The 17010-nt window shown below is 71.0% G+C and carries 12 protein-coding genes, 3 pseudogenes and 1 riboswitch; of the genes and pseudogenes, 9 read left to right on the forward strand and 6 right to left on the reverse strand.

The features are described 5' to 3' along the window. The first annotated feature begins 25 nt into the window (after window positions 1-25). Both KRAD_RS00215 and KRAD_RS26745 read left to right on the forward strand, forming a co-directional pair. A complete protein-coding gene (locus tag KRAD_RS00215) occupies window positions 26-1351 on the forward strand; it encodes an ArgE/DapE family deacylase (protein ID WP_011981201.1) in 1326 nt (441 codons plus the stop codon). Window positions 1352-1604: 253 nt separating this feature from the next. Further along, window positions 1605-2024: pseudogene (locus KRAD_RS26745) on the forward strand (transposase family protein); the annotation flags it as partial. A 140-nt stretch (window positions 2025-2164) separates the two neighbouring features. On the opposite strand, the pseudogene KRAD_RS00225 reads toward KRAD_RS26745, so the two are convergent. Further along, a pseudogene (locus KRAD_RS00225) lies at window positions 2165-3577 on the reverse strand (LLM class flavin-dependent oxidoreductase). A gap of 279 nt (window positions 3578-3856) precedes the next feature. After that, a riboswitch (SAM riboswitch) is annotated at window positions 3857-3967 on the forward strand. Window positions 3968-3980: 13 nt separating this feature from the next. Between KRAD_RS00225 and KRAD_RS27750 the strand changes: the two are divergent. From KRAD_RS27750 to KRAD_RS00255, 7 genes are all read left to right on the forward strand, one after another. Beyond that, a complete protein-coding gene (locus tag KRAD_RS27750) occupies window positions 3981-4097 on the forward strand; it encodes a putative leader peptide (RefSeq protein WP_338033918.1) in 117 nt (38 codons plus the stop codon). Between the two features lie 100 nt (window positions 4098-4197). After that, window positions 4198-5832: an ABC transporter substrate-binding protein gene (locus KRAD_RS00230; RefSeq protein WP_011981205.1), complete on the forward strand. Its 1635-nt coding sequence runs from the start codon at window positions 4198-4200 to the stop codon at window positions 5830-5832. Continuing rightward, window positions 5813-6850, forward strand: coding sequence for an ABC transporter permease (locus KRAD_RS00235; protein WP_011981206.1), 1038 nt, complete (start codon window positions 5813-5815; stop codon window positions 6848-6850). Before KRAD_RS00230 ends, KRAD_RS00235 begins: the two co-directional genes overlap by 20 nt. Then, window positions 6847-7710 carry an ABC transporter permease gene (locus KRAD_RS00240; protein WP_011981207.1) on the forward strand — a complete coding sequence of 288 codons (864 nt, stop codon included), beginning with the start codon at window positions 6847-6849 and terminating at the stop codon, window positions 7708-7710. Before KRAD_RS00235 ends, KRAD_RS00240 begins: the two co-directional genes overlap by 4 nt. After that, window positions 7707-9446 carry a dipeptide ABC transporter ATP-binding protein gene (locus tag KRAD_RS00245; RefSeq protein ID WP_011981208.1) on the forward strand — a complete coding sequence of 580 codons (1740 nt, stop codon included), beginning with the start codon at window positions 7707-7709 and terminating at the stop codon, window positions 9444-9446. The genes KRAD_RS00240 and KRAD_RS00245 overlap by 4 nt, the downstream gene beginning before the upstream one ends. Then, on the forward strand, window positions 9443-10924 hold the full coding sequence (locus KRAD_RS00250; protein ID WP_011981209.1) for an NtaA/DmoA family FMN-dependent monooxygenase: 1482 nt from the start codon (window positions 9443-9445) through the stop codon (window positions 10922-10924). The genes KRAD_RS00245 and KRAD_RS00250 overlap by 4 nt, the downstream gene beginning before the upstream one ends. 91 nt (window positions 10925-11015) lie before the next feature. Further along, on the forward strand, window positions 11016-11201 hold the full coding sequence (locus KRAD_RS00255) for a hypothetical protein (protein WP_157873408.1): 186 nt from the start codon (window positions 11016-11018) through the stop codon (window positions 11199-11201). A 517-nt stretch (window positions 11202-11718) separates the two neighbouring features. On the opposite strand, the gene KRAD_RS00260 is transcribed toward KRAD_RS00255, so the two are convergent. The 5 genes and pseudogenes from KRAD_RS00260 to KRAD_RS00280 form a co-directional block, all read right to left on the reverse strand. Next, entirely contained in the window at window positions 11719-12606 is an 888-nt protein-coding gene (locus KRAD_RS00260; RefSeq protein ID WP_011981211.1) for a carbohydrate ABC transporter permease, read from the reverse strand. Beyond that, a pseudogene (locus tag KRAD_RS26750) lies at window positions 12599-13506 on the reverse strand (carbohydrate ABC transporter permease). The gene KRAD_RS00260 and the pseudogene KRAD_RS26750 overlap by 8 nt, the downstream one beginning before the upstream one ends. Then, window positions 13499-14806 (reverse strand): ABC transporter substrate-binding protein, encoded by a 1308-nt coding sequence (locus KRAD_RS00270; RefSeq protein ID WP_011981213.1) that lies wholly within the window; start codon window positions 14804-14806, stop codon window positions 13499-13501. The pseudogene KRAD_RS26750 and the gene KRAD_RS00270 overlap by 8 nt, the downstream one beginning before the upstream one ends. Further along, the gene (locus tag KRAD_RS00275) at window positions 14803-15993 is read right to left on the reverse strand and encodes a Gfo/Idh/MocA family protein (RefSeq protein ID WP_011981214.1); all 1191 of its coding nucleotides are present in this window, start codon (window positions 15991-15993) and stop codon (window positions 14803-14805) included. Before KRAD_RS00275 ends, KRAD_RS00270 begins: the two co-directional genes overlap by 4 nt. Window positions 15994-16145: 152 nt before the next feature. Continuing rightward, window positions 16146-16931 carry a DeoR/GlpR family DNA-binding transcription regulator gene (locus KRAD_RS00280; protein WP_011981215.1) on the reverse strand — a complete coding sequence of 262 codons (786 nt, stop codon included), beginning with the start codon at window positions 16929-16931 and terminating at the stop codon, window positions 16146-16148. Between the last annotated feature and the right edge of the window lie 79 nt (window positions 16932-17010).

Below are 17010 nucleotides of genomic sequence, written 5' to 3' on the forward strand. Positions count from 1 at the left end.
AACGGTCCCGCCACATGGTGCCGCCATGTCCTTCCCGCGTGAACGCCCACCCCGGCCAGCCGGCTCGGAGCTGTCTCCCCGCGAGGCCGCGGTGCTCGACGCCGTTGACGCGCCGTGGCTCCTCAACCGCCTCCTCGAGCTGGTCGCCATCCCCTCCCTCGGCGGCACGGCCGCCGAGTCCGAAGCCCAGCACCTGGTGGCCGGCTGGCTGGAGGAGCTCGACACCGACGTCGACCGCTGGGCCATCGACCTCACGGAGGCCGCGAGCGCCCCGGACGCCCCCGGCCAGGAGGTCCAGCGCAGCGAGGCGTGGGGCGTGGTGGGCACCCTGCGCGGCAGAGAGGGCAGGGAAGGCGAGGACAGCGGGCAGCCGGCGCTGGTGCTCTGCGGGCACACCGACGTCGTCCCCGCCGGCGACCCGACGCTGTGGCCCGGAGACCCCTTCAGCCCCCGCATCGAAGGCGGCGCCGTGCACGGGCGCGGCACCTGCGACATGAAAGGCGGCCTGGTCGCCGCCCTGGCCGCCGTGCGGGCCCTGCGGAGCGCCGGTGTGCGGCTGGTCCGGCCGCTGGCCGTGCACAGCGTCATGGGCGAGGAGGACGGCGGCCTCGGGACATGGGCCACCCTGCGCCGCGGGCACCGCGGCGACGCCTGCATCATCCCCGAACCCACCGCCGGTGCGGTGATGACCGCCCACGCCGGCGCGCTGACCTTCCGCCTCACCCTCACCGGTCTCGCCGCCCACGCCGCCAACCGCCACCTCGGCGTCAGCGCCGTCGAACTCTTCGAGCACGTCCACACCGCGCTACTGGCCCTGGAGGCCGGCCGCCAGCCCACCGACCGCTCCCGCTTCGGGAACCACCCCTTCCCCTACGGCCTCTCCATCGGACGACTGCGCGCCGGCGAGTGGGCCAGCACCGTGCCCGACCGGCTGGTGGCCGAAGGGCGGTTCGGCGTGCGACTCGGTGAGCCGGTGGAAACGGCCCGGGCTGAGTTCGAGAGCTGCGTCGCCGCAGCGTGCGCCACCCACCCCTGGCTGGCCCAGCACCCCGCACAGGTCGAGTGGGTCGGGGGCATCTACGCCAGCAGTCAGATGCCGACCGGCTCCCCACTGCTGCCAGCACTTCAGCGAGCCGTCACCGACGCCGGTGGCGCCACACCCCCGGAGCGCGCATTGAGCGCCGGCACCGACCTGCGGTTCTACACGGGCGCAGGCATCCCCACCCTGCACCACGGCCCCGGTGACCTGCGCCTGGCCCACGGCCCAGGCGAGCAGGTGCCGATCGAGGACCTGCTGCTCTCCGCCCGAAGCCTCGCCCTGCTCGCGATGCGCACCTGCGGGGTGGCGTGAGCACGGCAACCCCTCAGCATGGCACCGCCTCACGCGCGACCCGCAGGCTGACCATGACCCAGTTCGCTGGGAAACCGGGTCAAGCTCCGCGTGAGCAGCTGATGGTCGCGCAGAGGGGGGCTCACCTCACCACTTGTCTCACCATGGATTGCGGACCCGCTGAGACCGTCCCAGCCTCATCGGCATGACTGACGAGGCGGTGCCGCAGCGAGTCGTGGAGCTGGTGCCGGACGGGCTCCGGCTGCACCTGGCTCAAGTCCCCACCGAACAGTTCGGCTGCTCGGGCGTGACGTGCTGGCGACGACTGCGGGACTGGACCGAAGTCGGCGTCTGGCCGCAGCTGCATCAAGTCCTGCTCGAGGAGCTACGCGCCGCCGGCAAGCTGGACCTGGACACCGCGGTGGTGGACGGCTCGCACGTGCGGGCGCTCAAAGGGGGGCTCACACCGGCCCTTCGCCGGTGGACCGGACCCGCAACGGATCCAAGCACCACCTCCTCACCGACTCCGGCGGTGTTCCGCTGGTCGTGACCCTCACCGGCGGCAACCGCCACGACGTTCCCCCGCGAGCGGGAGGTGCCCCCACCCGACTGCTGCCGCTGATCGACGCTCCCCGTCGTGCGCGGTGTCCGCGGCCGACCTCGCCTGCACCCGGGCTACCTCTACGCCGACCGCTGCTGGCTCCGCCGGACGGATGGGTCAACGCATCCCCCCAGCTGTTCACGAGCTGGCACCAGCGGCGAACCTTGCCGGCTGCTCAGCAGTGCATCGACGGTCTTCTCGACAGCGGCATCGGCTGACTCATGCCCTTTGCGTCACAGGGTCGGAACCGCAGGCCGGGTGGCCTTCGTGGCCAGATCGCGCCGGTACACGGCGGCGGGGTGGTCCTTGCGGACCCGGCGCTGCCCCGGCCCGTACAGCTTCTCCCGCGCGGTGACCCCCTCGTCGTACTCGTCCCAGTACCGTCCTCGGCGCTGCAGCTCGGGCACGACCAGGTCGATGAAATCGACGAACGTGCCCGGGGTGGCGGCGTAGGCGAGGTTGAAGCCGTCGATGTCGGCGGCCTCCATCCAGTGCTCGAGCTCGTCGGCCACCGTCGCCGGCGATCCCACGAACACCGGCCCCATCGCGCCGATCCCCACGAAGTGGGCGACCTCACGCGGGGTCCACTCCCGGGAGGGGTCGGCTCCGGAGAAGATCTCCAGCGCGAAGCGGGCGGAGTCGGTCTCGACGTACTGCAGCGGCTGGTCGGGATCGAGGGCGGAGAGGTCGACGCCGGTGATGCCGGCGTAGAAGGCCAGCGCGCCTTCGTAGTCGGTCCAGGTCAGCAGCTCGGCGTACTTCGCCTGCGCCTCCTCATCGGTGGGGGCCACGACGGTGGTGATCTCGGTGAAGATCAGCAGGCTGCGCGGGTCGCGACCGGCCTGAGCGGCCTGGGCGCGGATGTCATCGACGTAGCCGCGGAGGACCTGCGCGGTGGGGGCGACGGTGAAGACGGCTTCGGCGTTGCGGGCGGCGAACGCTCGCCCGGTGCTGGAGGTACCGGCCTGCCAGATCACCGGGGTGCGCTGGGGGGACGGCTCCGCCAGGTGGATCCCGGGGACGGAGAAGTAGACGCCCTCGTGCTCGATGGGGTGGACCTTGGCCGGGTCGGCGTACACCTTGGTGGCCCGGTCGGCCACGACGGCGTCCTCCTCCCAGGACCCTTCCCACAGCTTGTAGCAGACGTCGACGACTTCGGCGGCGAGCTCGTAGCGCTCGTCGTGGGACATCTGCCGATCCATGCCGAGGTTGCGGGCGGCGCCGTCGAGGTAGGAGGTGACGATGTTCCAGGCGATGCGCCCACCGGTGAGGTGGTCCAGGGAGCTGAAGCGCCGGGCCAGGGCGTAGGGCTGCTCGTAGGTCGCCGAGACGGTGATCCCGAACGACAGCTTGCTGGTGACCGCGGGCATGGCGCTGACCTGCATGAGGGGGTCGTGCACGGGCACCTGCATGCCGGATCGGAGGGAGGCGTCGGCGGAGTCCTGGTAGGTGTCGTACACGCCGAGGACGTCGGCGATGAAGAGGCCGTCGAACTTGCCTCGTTCGAGCAGCTGCGCCAGCTCGGTCCAGTAGCTCAGGTCGTTGTAGCGGGTGGACTGGTCACTCGGGTGGGCCTACAAGCCCGGCGACTGGTGCATCACGCACGTCATGTCGAAGGCGTTGAGCCGGATGCGCGAAGGGGACATCGGTTCTCCTCGTGATGAGCAGTTGCTGCTGCTGGCGCCGTCTCCCGGGACTCAGGCGTAGCGGCGAGCAGGGATCTCACGACCACAGCTGAGCGCGGTGGTGGCCGGTGGTGCCCGGTGGTGTCCTGGGCGTGTCCCGATTCAACCACCGGGTACGTGCCTCACCCGTCGCGGCGGCTGATCAGCGTGGGCGGCGCAGGGATGTTGCGCTGGCGCTCCGCCAAGGCGCCGGGTGGAGGTGGTTGACACCGGGCGGGGAAAGCTCCTAGCTTCTTCCTCGGTCATGAGTGACAGCTGTAGGCCCTGGCTGGCTGTCCGGCAACCCTCCTTCCGTGGCGGGGTGCCCCAGGTGACGACCCGGCCGGGCGACGTGCCCGGCAAGTGCGGAGCTGAGGAGAAGCACGTGATCCCCACGTCGGAGCGGGTCCTGCAGTCGGTGCTGCTCGTCGAGCGTCGCCACGTGGACCTGGTGCGCACCGGCAGCGCGGCCTGTCGCCCCGGACGCGCCTGCCCCGTCTGACGCGCCTGGCGCGTCCCACGACGCCGTCACCTCTCCACCGTTCTCAGCTGCATCCCTTCTCTCCCCCACCCGTTTCCGGACCGGCAGGAGTTCCGCCCGCATGCCCGCACGCCCCCGAAGAACCCTCGTCGCCGGGTTCGCCGCTCTGCTGCTGACCGGTTGCGCCGGTTCGGCGGCCGCGCCGCAGTCGGCGCCCGGAGCCCGCCCGGTCAGCGGCGGGACCATCGTCTACGGCCATCAGCAAGAACCCGCCTGCGTCTTCGGGGGATGGATCGAGCAGGCGTACCTGTCCACCCAGGTTCTGGACGCCCTCACCTCCCTCGACGCCGACCGCGAGGTGGTGCCCTGGCTGGCGACGTCCTGGCAGACCTCTCCCGACGGGCTGACCTGGACCTTCCACCTGAAGGACGGGGTGAAGTTCACCGACGGCACCGACCTGACCGCGGCGGTCGTGGCCTACAACATCGACCACTGGATGGGGGGAGGGAACTCGACGGCGAAGGTGTGGCTGGACGGGTACTACGACCACTCCACCGCCGTCGACGAGCACACGCTGCAGATCCACCTGGCCAAGCCCTACCCGCGGCTGGCCGACAACCTGGCCCAGGGCTACTCCGGTATCCAGTCCCAGCACGCGCTGGAGACCCGGACCGCGGAGCAGAATTGTGAGCAGCCCATCGGCTCGGGTGCCTTCGTGGTGGACCACTGGGACCGCGGGGAGCAGATCGTGCTCAAGCGCAACGAGCAGTACACCTCCCCGCCGGCCAACGCCAAGCACACCGGCCCGGCCCACGTCGAGCAGATCGACTGGAAGTTCATCGCCGACGCGACCACCCGGGTCGCCTCGCTGCGCTCCGGCGAGACCGACGCGATCTACGACGTCCCGGCCATCGACTACGCCGGCCTCGGCGCCGACGGCTACACCGAGCTGAAGTACGTCACCGGCGGCCGTCCCCAGCAGTTGGCGTTCAACACTCAGCAGGGCCCCTTCACCGACGAACGCGTCCGCAAAGCGTTCGCCTACAGCCTGGACCGCAAGGCCCTGGTCGAGACGATCGGGCAAGGCGTCATCCCCTACGAGGGCAACGGCGCGGTCTCCCAGAGCACCCCCGGCTACAGCCAAGCGGCCGCCGATGCGTACTCCCTGGACCTCACCCGAGCCAACCAGTTGCTGGACGAGGCCGGGTGGACCGGACGTGACACCGACGGCACCCGCACCAAGGACGGCGAACGGCTGAGCGTGGTCCTGCCCTACAACTCCGGCACCATCATCAACGCCGACGGCGCCTCGATCCTGCAGGGCGTCCAGGAACAGGCCAAGGCGAGCGGGTTCGCCGTCGACCTGGTCACCGTCCCCCCCAGCGGGTTCTTCTCCGGCCTGTACACCAAGCCCGACGAGCGAGACATCGCCGCCGGGTACTGGACGGCCGTCACCGCCGGGATCCTGTGGATCAACTGGCGCCCGGTGAGTGAGGAGTGGCCCAACGGCAACAACGCCGCCTTCACCACCGACGCCTTCCTCGGTGACCTCATCGACCGGGCCAACCAGACCGCCGACGTCCAAGCCCAGAACGCCCTGTACGCGCAGGCGCAGGACTACATCGCCGATCACGCCCTGTCCATCGGCCTCTACGACCGGCTGAGCACCCTGGCGGTGACGCCGTCGCTGAAGGACGTGTGGCAGGAAAACGCCCAGGGAGGACCGGTGTTCTACGATGCCCACTTCGTCCGCTGACCCCGTGCTGCACCTCGAAGACGTCAGGTTCTCCGCCGCGCCGTCCGAGGCGCCAGCCCACCGGGCCAGGCGCTGGGCCGGCAACGTGGTGCGCCGGATCCTCGGCGCGCTGCTCGTGCTCTGGGGAGCAGCGAGCGTCGCCTTCCTCGCCCAGGTCGCCCTGCCCGGGGACCGCGCCACGATCATCTTCAACATCCGCGCAGGGCAGCCCATCGAGCGGACCCCTGAGGAACTGGCCACCATCAACGCCCAGTACGGGTTCCAGCACCCGGTGCTCCGCCAGTACCTGGACTACCTGTCCGGCCTAGTGCGCGGAGACCTGGGCCACTCCTACCAGCAGTTCCGCCCCGTCACCGCGATCATCGGTGAGCAGCTGGCGCCCACCCTGGTCCTGACCTTCTCGGCCATCGTGCTGGCCTGGGTGTTCATGGTGTTCTGGGTGACCCTGACCGCCGGGCGCTCGCGGGGCACCTCCGGCTTCGGCGCCGCGCTGGACACCGCCGCCGCCGGGCTGCCGCACTACTGGCTGGGCATCGTCCTGCTGCTGGTCTTCGCCTTGACGTTGCATTGGTTCCCCGTCATCAGCGGCAACTCCCCCGCCGGACTGCTGCTGCCGGCCCTGACCCTGGCCATCCCCCTGGCCGGGTTCATGGGGCAGGCCACCCGCAGCGAGTTCGAGCGCTCCCTGGCCCAGCCGTTCGTCCTGACCGCCCGGATGCGGGGGATGAGCGATGCGGGGATCCGCCTGCGGCACGTGCTGCGCCACTCCGCGCTGCCGGCGGTGACGCTGTCGGGGTGGGCGCTGGGCGCCACCATCTCCGGCGCCGTCGTGGTGGAGACCGTCTTCACCCGCGCCGGCATCGGGCGGGTGCTGGTGACCGCGGTCAACAACCAGGACCTGCCCATCGTCACCGGCGTCGTCGTGCTCGTCGCGGCCCTCTACGTCGTCGCGAACCTCCTCGTCGACGTCCTGCACGCCCTCATCGACCCCCGCCTGGCGAAGGGAACCGACTCGTGAGCGCCCTGCTGACCGACCCCGGCCTCAGCACCTCCCGCCCGCGTCGGAGCGTGGGCACCCGTCCCTGGGCGGTCCACCTGGCCGCGGTGGTGGCGGTGTTCTTCCTGGTCGCGGTGATCGCCCCCGGTCTGCTGGACACCACCGACCCCCTCGCCCTGCACCTCTCCCAGGCGCTGCAGGCCCCCGGGCCCGGGCACTGGTTCGGCACCGACGAGGCCGGGCGGGACCTGTGGAGCCGGATCGTGCACGGCACCCGTCCCTCCCTGGCCATCGGGGTGGGAGCCAGCGCGGTGAGCCTGAGCCTGGCGATCGTGCTGGGCTCGCTGGCCGCCCTCGGCGGGAAGATCCTGGCCCCGGCCGTGGACCGCGTCGTGGAGGTCCTCTTCAGCTTCCCCAGCCTGCTGCTGGCGCTGCTGCTCGTGGCGCTGCTGGGCCCCTCCGCGCTCACCCAGGCCATCGCGGTGGGAGTCGGCACCGCCCCCGGCTACGCCCGGATGGTGCGCGGGCAGATCCTGTCCGCCAAGGGCTCGGCCTACGTCGAGGCGGCGTTGACCTTGGGGCACTCCCCCGCGCGGATCCTGCGCCGGCACGTCCTGCCCAACGCTGTGCGCCCGCTGGTGGCGATCATGGCGCTGTCGATCGGGCAGTCCATCGTGTGGGCCTCCAGCCTGTCCTTCCTGGGCCTGGGCGTGGCCCCGCCCAGTTCGGAGTGGGGGGCCCTGCTGGAAGCCGGGCGCCCCTACGTCGCCCACGCCTGGTGGCTGACCGTCCTCCCGGGTCTGGTCATCGTCGCCCTGGCGCTGGCCGCGACGACGCTGGGCAAGCACCTGCAGTCCCTGCTGGAGAGGAGCGAGGCGTGAGCGCCACCCGAAGCCCGAGGATCGACCCGGCCCCGAGCCCCGTCCACGACGCCGGCCCGGACGCTACCGTCGGCACCGTCATCGGTACCGCCGTCAGTACCGCCGCAGGGCCCGTCCTGAGCGTGCGCGGTCTCGACGTTGGCTTCGCCCGCCGCGGAGGCACCCGGCACGTCGTGAAGGACCTCACCTTCGACCTGGCCGGGGGTGAGTGCCTGGCCATCGTCGGGGAGTCCGGGTCGGGCAAGAGCGTCACCGCCCGCACCCTCGTCGGGCTCACCGGTGGGCAGGCCGTGGTGGCGGCCGAACGCCTCGACTTCGACGGTGCCGACGTGCGCGGGTTCTCCGCCCGCGACTGGCGGGCCACCCGCGGCCGGCGCATCGGCTTCGTCCTGCAGGACGCCCTGGTGTCCCTGGACCCGCTGCGGCCGGTGGGAGCGGAGATCGAGGAGACGCTGCGCCTACACGGCTGGACCTCCCGCAAACAGCGCCGGGCCAAAGCCGTGGAGCTGCTGGAGGCCGTCGGGGTCCCCTCCGCCCGCACCCGCGCCGGGCAACGGCCGGACGAGCTGTCCGGGGGGCTGCGCCAGCGCGCGCTGATCGCCTCGGCCATCGCGCTGGACCCGGAACTGGTCATCGCCGACGAACCCACGACGGCCCTGGACGTCACGGTGCAGGCGCAGGTCCTGGACCTGCTGGAGCAGCAGAAGCGGCGGGGGGTGGCGATCGTCCTGATCAGCCACGACCTGTCGGTGGTGGCGCGCCTGGCCGACCGGGTGCTGGTCATGGCCGGAGGCGTCGTCGTCGAGAGCGGCCCCACCGCCGACGTCCTCAGCGATCCGCAGCACGAGTACACCAGGGCCCTCATCGCGGCCGTGCCCGGTGAGCACAGCCGCGGGGAGCGGCTCAGCCCCGCACCGGTCGCGGTGCTGCCGGCCCCGCGCCGCGAGCAGCGCAGCGGGGTGGTGCTGCAAGCGGAGGGCCTGGTCAAGCGGTACGCCACCAGGCAGGGCACTCACACCGCCGTGGACGGGGTCTCGTTCGCCCTGCACGCCGGACGCACCCTCGGCATCGTCGGGGAGTCCGGGTCGGGCAAGTCCACCACCGCCCGCCTCGCCCTGGCCTTGACCCGCCCCGACGCCGGCACCGTCCACCTGCTGGGTCAGGCGTGGTCGGAGGTGCCGGAGAAGGCGCGCCGGGCCCGGCGCCGAGAGATCTCGGTGGTCCAGCAGGACCCGTTGAGCTCCTTCGACCCGCGCTGGACGGTGGAGCGGATCCTGCTCGACGCCCTGCCCGGACAGTTCCAGGGCGATCGTGGGGTGCGGGTGCGCGAGCTGCTGCAGCAGGTGGGCCTGACCGAGGAGGTCCTGCCCCGCTTCCCGCTCACCCTGTCCGGCGGGCAGCGCCAGCGCGTCTCCATCGCCCGGGCGCTGGCCCCCGAGCCTTCGATCATCGTGCTCGACGAAGCCGTCTCGGCCTTGGACGTCTCGGTGCAGGCGCAGGTCCTGGACCTGCTCAGCGACCTGCAGCGCGAGCTCGGGCTGGCCTACCTGTTCATCTCCCACGACCTGGGCGTCATCTACCACGTCAGCGACGACGTCCTGGTCATGAAGGACGGCGTCGTCGTGGAGCGCGGCACCGCCACCGACATCTTCGAGCGTCCCCAGCAGCCCTACACCCGTGAACTGGTCAGTGCCCTACCCCGCCTGGGGCTGGCCACGCAGGAGGAGACCCGATGAGCGCGAGCAGCCCCGACCCCACCCCGCAGCCCCTCTTGCACGCGGCGCCGGGCTCAGCACGGAGGCCGTTGCGCTTCAACGCCTTCGTCATGAACACCACCTCCCACATCCAGCACGGGCAGTGGCGCCGACCGGACGCTCAGCAGACCCGCTTCAACGACGTCCGCACCTGGATCGAGCTGGCGAGGACCCTGGAGGCGGCGAAGTTCGACACGATGTTCTTCGCCGACGTCAGCGGCCTCTACGGCGACGCCGACGCCGACTTCGACGTCTACGTCCGCGAAGGTCTGCAGATCCCCTCCAACGACCCCACCGTCCTGCTCTCCGCCCTCGCGGTGAACACCGAGCACCTGGGGTTCGCGACCACGTCGAACGTTTTCCAGAACCACCCCTTCAACTTCGCCCGCCAGATCTCGACCCTGGATCACATCTCCGACGGGCGCATCGCCTGGAACGTCGTGACCGGCATGCAGGACAACGGCGCCCGCAACTACGGCATGGACCGGGTGACCGAGCACTCCGAGCGCTACCGCTGGGCGCAGGAGTACGTCGACGTCGTCTACAAGCTGTGGGAGGGCTCCTGGGACGAGGACGCCCTGCTGCAGGACAAGGAACGCGGCCTGCACGCCGACCCCTCCAAGATCCACAAGATCCACCACCGGGGCGAGCGGTACCGGGTGGAGGGGCCGCACCTGTCCTCCCCCTCCCCGCAGCGGACCCCGCTGCTCTTCCAGGCCGGCTCGTCGCTGTCAGGGCGGCGCTTCGCCGCCCAGCACGCCGAGGCGGTGTTCCTCGTCTCCCCCTCCCCCGCCCTGGCCGCCCAGCAGATCGCCGAGACCCGGGCCCTGGCCACCGGCTTCGGCCGTGAGCCGGGCGACGTGACGTTCTACCAGGGCCTCAGCTTCGTCATCGGATCCACCGAGGAGGAAGCCCGCGCCAAGGCCGCGGAGTACGACGAGTACATCAGCGTCGACGGCTACCTGGCTCACTCCGCGGTCGTGGACCGCGCCGGGCGGGTCTACCCCCCCGACACCCCGTTGAAGGACGTGCAGACCGACGGTGCGCGCGGCTTCGCGGAGTGGCTGTCCAAGCACATCACCGACCGTGAGCCCGTCGTAGCGGACCTGGCCCGCCAGCGCGCCACCAGCCAGCGCATCGTCGGCACCCCGGAGCAGATCGCCGACCGTCTCCAGGAGTGGCAGGCGGCCGGCGTCGACGGCATCAACGTCATCAACTGGGTCATCCCCGGTTCCTTCGAGGAGTTCGCCGATCACGTCCTGCCGGGGCTGCGCGCGCGCGGCCTGGCCCAGTCGGAGTACGCGGAGGGGCCGCTGCGCCAGAAGCTGTTCGGTTCCCCCCGCCTCAACGACAGGCACCCCGCGGCCGGCTACCGCGGCGCCTACGGCGAAGGTCGAGCGGTGCTGCCGGCGCCCACTACCGCCCCGGACCGCCTCACCGTCAGCTCCGGAACTCCGTGACGGGCCTCGTCACCCGGCCCTCGGCGGCCGAGACGTGACGTCCGCGACTGACGTCGCCGCAGGCCCGGGACACGGCAGCGTCACCCGCGCCGTGGAAGCCGACGCCGCCGAGGCGCTCGCGATCGGTCTGCAGGGCACGACGACACTGCTCGATCCCGGCGGCGAGGTCGTCCTGAGACACGGGCCGACGCACGCCGGGCCAGCGTTGCTGAGCCCGGTGACCACAGCGCACGAGCGAGGCCCATCGCCGCTCGTGGCGGCCGGCACCGCCGGGTGAGCGACTCCCGACTCGGCCCCGTCGCAGGACGAGTCGTCGCAGCGCTGCCGGGGGTTCGAAGAACGAGCCGGCCTCACCCAGGCGCGGTCACTGCTCGAAGTCGGCGGACCGACGCCGCCCCTCCACCCCCCAGCGCAGCGACGCTGGGGGGCGGCGGCCCCTACCCGACGACCTCGAGGGCACGGCTCGCCGGTGCAGCACCGGTCGGGACTGGCTCGTCCCGCGACACCTGCAGGTCGCATCGACCCCGTGGACCGGCGCATCCCTGAGGGTGACGACACCGTGGGCGCTGGCGTCGAGCCGGGATCTCCCGCTCGTGGGGCTTGCCGCCCTTCCCATCACCCGGCCGTTGCGCAGCTTTACGCCCCCATCGCCCCCGGGAGGCGGCGTCACCGGCAGCGAGGACCTCACCTTCCTCGGCCGTCCTCCCGTGACCACCGCCGTGGAGAGGCACGTCCACGTCGACCCCGGTCTCGTCCTCGCGGTCGCTCCTTCGCGCGCTCGTGGTGGCGTGCCGCTACTTCAACCCGGAACTGGCCAGACCGTCGATCACCCGCCGTTGCAGCACGACGAACAGCACCAGGACCGGAGCCATCGCCAGCAGGCTGGCGGCCATGACGACGGGGTAATCGGTCGTGCGGTCGCTGATCAGGGTCGCCAGCCCCGCCGAGAGCGGCATGCGTTCGCTGTAGGTGGACACGACCAGGGGCCACAGCAGCTCGTTCCAAGACCACAGCGTCGAGGTGATGGCTAGGACGCTGATCGTCGGTCGGGCCAGCGGGAGCATGACCCGCCAGAAGACCTGCCACGGGTTCGCCCCGTCGAGGCGAGCCGCCTCCTCCAGCTCGTCGGGCAGCCCCAGGAACGCCGTGCGCATCAGGAAGGTGCCGAAGGCGCTGAACAACCCGGGCAGCACCAGGCCACCGAGGCTGTCGAGCAGGCCGAGATCGGTGATGATCTGGTACTGCGAGAGCAGGTAGACCTGAGAGGGCACCATGAGGATGGACAGCACTGCGGCGAGCAGCAGGTTCCGTCCGCGGAAACGCATGCGGGCGAAGGCGTACCCGGCGAGGGTGCAGAAGAGGATCTGCGCCAGGACCCGCACCAGCGTGATGACGATCGAGGTCCGGAACTGCTGGAGGAAAGGCAGCCGCTCGAACACCGCAGCGTAGTTCCCCCACTGCAGGGACTCCGGCCAGAACGTGGGGGTGACGCTCTGCACCTCGGCGTTGGTGGACAGCGACATGACGACCTGCCACAGGAACGGGAAGGCCATCGCGAGGGCCCCCAGGCCCAGCACGAGGTGGGCCACCGCGTGCGACCCGTGACGGCGGCGCTGGGCTCGTGCCCGGGTCCGGCGTTCGCCCGCCGGGCTGCGCGGGGGACGCGTCAACTGTTCAACCACCGTGGACCCACCGCTTCTGGAGCCGGAACTGGACGAGGGTGGCCAGGGCCACCAGGAGGAGGATGACCATGGCGGTCGCGGCCGCGAGACCCTTCTCGTTGTCGACGAAGCCGGCGCGGTAGAAGTAGTAGACCAACGACATGCTGCGCGGCAGCGCAGGGTTCGTCGTACCCAGGATGGCGTAGAGCAGGTCGAAGAGCTGGAACCCGGCGATGACGGTGACGACGGCGAGGAAGGAGATGCTGGGGGTCAGCAGCGGGACCGTGACCGAGCGGAACTGCCGCCACCGCCCCGCCCCGTCCAGTTCCGCCGCCTCGTACAGCTCCGGGGGACGTTCTTCAGTCCCGCCGACAGGACGATGAGGGAGAAACCCAGCGAGGACCACAGCCCGACGACGGCGACGGCGACGATCGCCGCACCCGGGGTGCTGATCCAGTACGGCCCGTCGATGCCGACGAGACCGAGGACGTAGTTGAGGATGCCGAAGTCGCCGTTGAAGATGATGCGCCAGACCATGGCCACCGCGGTCGGCATGGCGACGTAGGGCAGGAAGTACATCACCCGGTAGAACGAGGCGAACCGCAGGCCGGGGAGGTTGAGCAGGCTCGCCAGGTAGACCGCGATCGGGATGTTCAGCAGGACGATCGCGGTGTAGAGCAGAGTGTTCCCCAGTGACCGGTACAGCGTCGGATCGGTCAGCAGTTCACGGTAGTTGTCGATCCCAGAGAACGTCGCGCCGCCGAAGACACCGAACGTGGTCAGGGAGTACCACGCCGTCTGGGCGATGGGCCACAGGTAGAACACCGCGATGCCCAGCGTCAGGGGGGCGACGAAGAGCCACGGCCACCACCCGTCCCGTCGGATCCGCCGGGACGGGTGGGAGCGTAGCGCCTCACTCATCGGCGAGGACCTCGTCCATCTCCGCGGCCAGTTCGGTCGCCACCTCGCCGACCGGACGCGTTCCGGAGAACGCGTCCGGCAGGAGCTCGGTCTCGAGCGCGTTCCACGCCGAGGTGTTGGCGCTGACCGGCAGCGGCTTGGAGTAGTCCACCGCGTCGAGGAACAGCTGCAGGTCGGCCCCGGGCATGGAAGCGGCGAAGGCGTCCTGGGTGCCGGTGAAGGCGGGGATCACGGCACCGGCGGCGCCCAGCTGACGTTGTGCCTCCTCGCCGGCGAGGTACACCTGCAGGGCCTGGGCGGCTTGCCGGTTCTTCGAGGAGGCGGCGACGACGTTGGCGACCCCGTGGATGACGGTGACCTGCTGAGCGCCCTTCGGCAGGGGCAGGACCTGCACACCGGTCGCGAGGTCGGTGTCGGTGAGCGCGGAGCGGAACCAGCTGCCCCCCCAGTACATCGCGAGCTTCCCGGAGGTGAACCACTGGTCCGCGGTGGTGTCGGTGAGCTGCTGGATGCTGGGGGAACCGCCGCGGGCGATGAGGTCGGCCCAGAACGTCAGACCCTCCTGGCTCTCAGTGCTCGCGTAACCGGACTTCCCCTCGTCGACGACCTCCCCGCCGGCCTCGAAGATGGTGTTGTAGTACGTCGTCTGCCCGTCCATGCCGCCGGCTGCGCCGAAGATGCCCTCTGCGGCCAGTGCCTGGGAGATGCGGACAGCGGTGTCCTGGAACTCGGCCCAGGTCCACTCAGCGGTCGGGAGCTCGACACCGGCGCGCTGGAAGAGCGAGGTGTTGCACCAGACGCCGATGGTGTCGAAGTCCTTGGGCACCCCGTAGCGGACGCCGTCGAAGGTGTAGAGGTCGACGAGGGCCTCCGGGTAGTTCGCGGGGTCGATGTCGCCCGCGTCGACGGCACCGGTGATGGGGGCGATCTGCTCGTTGGTGGCGTAGAGCTGGAAGTTCGGGCCGTTCATCCAGAACACGTCCGGCAGGGTGCCGCTGCTGGCCTGGGTCTGCAGCTTCGTCCAGTACTCCGAGTACGGGGTGACGTTGAGGGCCACCTCGACGTTCGGGTACTTCTCGTTGAAGGCGTCGATGTTCGCCTGCAGGCCCGCGACCTGGTTCTTGTCCCACAGCCCGTAGGTGATCTTCGCGCTCAGGTCGGTCGCGGGAGCCGAGTACTCGGCGCTGCCCGGGGCTTCGTCGCCGCCGCCGCAGGCGGCTGCCGTGAACAGGGCACCGAGACCGGTCGCCGCGCCGGCCAGCGTGGTGCGTCGGGTGGGGCTGAGGGTGGGGGTGCTCATCGGGGAACCCTTTCGGTGGTGGGCCTGGAGAAGTGCTGGACGACGTGGGGAGGCAGGTCGGGAACGGTGTGCGGCACGGATCCCGATCGCAGCGAGTCCGCGGCCAGGGCGCCGGCCGCCACCGCCTCGCGGGCCGCGACCGGGGAGACGAGGGTCGGCGCGCCCTCGGCCACGTGGGCGAGGAACTCGGTCATGGTGGCGACGTCGGCGTCCTCGTGCCCGCTCACGACGCCGTCGACGGGGTACTCGTGGTCGCCCGCGGCGGCGTACTCGTGGCGACGGTTCCACACCTTCACGACGCCGCCGGCGGTGTCGCCGAAGTTCTCCAGCCGTCCCTCGGTGCCGATGACGGTGTAGTTGCGCCAGTAGTCGGGAGTGAAGTGGCACTGCTGGTAGCTGGCCTGCACTCCGTTGTCGAGGGTCATCATCAGCATCGACACGTCCTCGACGTCGACGACGGGGTTCAACCCCGTCTGAGCGGCCGGAGGCCAGTTGTCCATGGAGAACCAGTCCGGCATGCTCTCACCGCTGCGGTCGCGGCGGTCGCTGACGGAACCGTAGACCATGAGGTCGCCCATCCCGACGACGCGGCGCGCGTAGCCGCCGGCGAGGTGGTGGATGACGTCGATGTCGTGGCTGGCCTTCTGCAGCAGCAGGGAGCCTGTCCGGCGGCGGTCGGCGTGCCAGTCTTTGAAGTAGTAGTCCCCCCCGTGCCCGACGAAGTGGCGGACCCAGATCGCCTTGACCGCGCCGATCTCCCCGCGCTCGATGATCCCGCGCATGGTCCGGACGACGGCGGCGTGGCGGAAGTTGTGCCCGACGTACAGGGGGGTGCCGGTCTCGGCCGCGGTGAGCAGGACGCGGTCGGCATCGGGCAGGGTCGTGGCCAGGGGCTTCTCGAGGTAGACCGCGATCCCGGCGCGCAGGAGGTCCACGGCGATGTCGGCGTGGGTGTGGTCCGGGGTGGTGACGATCGCGGCATCCACCCCACCGGCGGCGATCAGCGCGCGGTGACCGGGGTGGACCGCGGCGCCGGGGAAGACCTCGGCGGCGCGCGCCCGTCCCTCGGGAGCGGTGTCGGCGACCGCGCTGATGCGGGCACCGGGTCGCGCGGCCGGGACGTGCAGCCCGATGACCGAGCGGGCCCCGGTCCCGATCACCGCCACCCGAAGATCCGAAGTGATCATCAACCCTCACCGGTGAGCGAACTTGTCACTTGTGGGCACCAAAAAAGCATGAAGCGACAGTAACCGTCTCGTCTGCGTTCGCCTAGGGGTTGCCGCGGATGAAACAAGCTCGCAACAACGGGTGCCGCCACGGCCGGTCACCCGAGGTCGGGTCAGGCGATGACGACGTCGACACCGGCAGCGGCGAGGTCCGCGGCGAGCTCCGGGGCGGGGGCGACGTCGGTCACCAGGACGTCGATGCGCTCCAGGGGGCAGATCCGGGCGAAGGTCGTGCGTCCCAGCTTCGTCGCGTCGGTGGCCACGACGACCCGACCGGCGACCGCGGCGATCTGCCGGCTCGCCTCGGCTTCCCCCTCGTGCACCGTCGTCGCCCCGAAGCGGGCGGTGAGACCGTCGACCCCGAGGACGGCGAGGTCGAGGCTGAAGTCGCGCAAGGACGACCCCACGAGAGGACCGACGAGTTCGTAGGACTGGCTGCGCGGCACTCCGCCGGTCACGACGATCTTCACGTGCTCGCGCACCGACAGCTCGTAGGCGATGTTCAGCGCGTTCGTCACGATGGTGACACCCGCTGCAGCGCCCGTGGATCCGAGCCGTTCGCTGGATCCCAGCGTCCGGGCGACCTCCGTCGTCGTCGTGCCGCCGTTGAGGCCCACCGAGTCGCCGGGCGCCACGAGGTCGGCCACGGCGCGGGCGATGGCCTGCTTGGCGTCGGCCTGGCGGACGATCTTGTACTGCAGCGGGAGTTCGTAGCCCGTGCCGAGCACCGCCGCGCCACCGTGGGTGCGCGTCACCAGGCGCTGCTCGGCGAGCAGGTTCAGGTCCCGGCGCGCGGTGGCGGTGGAGACGCCCAGGGCCTGGGAGACCTCGGCGATGGCGACGTTGCCGCGCTCGATGACGAGCTCGAGCACCTGGTTGAGGCGTTGCTGGGCGGTCACGTCCGAGCCTCCTTCGCTGGGGAGGCCAGCATCGCACGCCGGGGATTGACGTCGTTGCTCAATCCTGCTCAGATTGCGG

The organism is Kineococcus radiotolerans SRS30216 = ATCC BAA-149 (assembly GCF_000017305.1).
In the GTDB taxonomy this organism is placed as follows: Bacteria; Actinomycetota; Actinomycetes; order Actinomycetales; family Kineococcaceae; genus Kineococcus; species Kineococcus radiotolerans.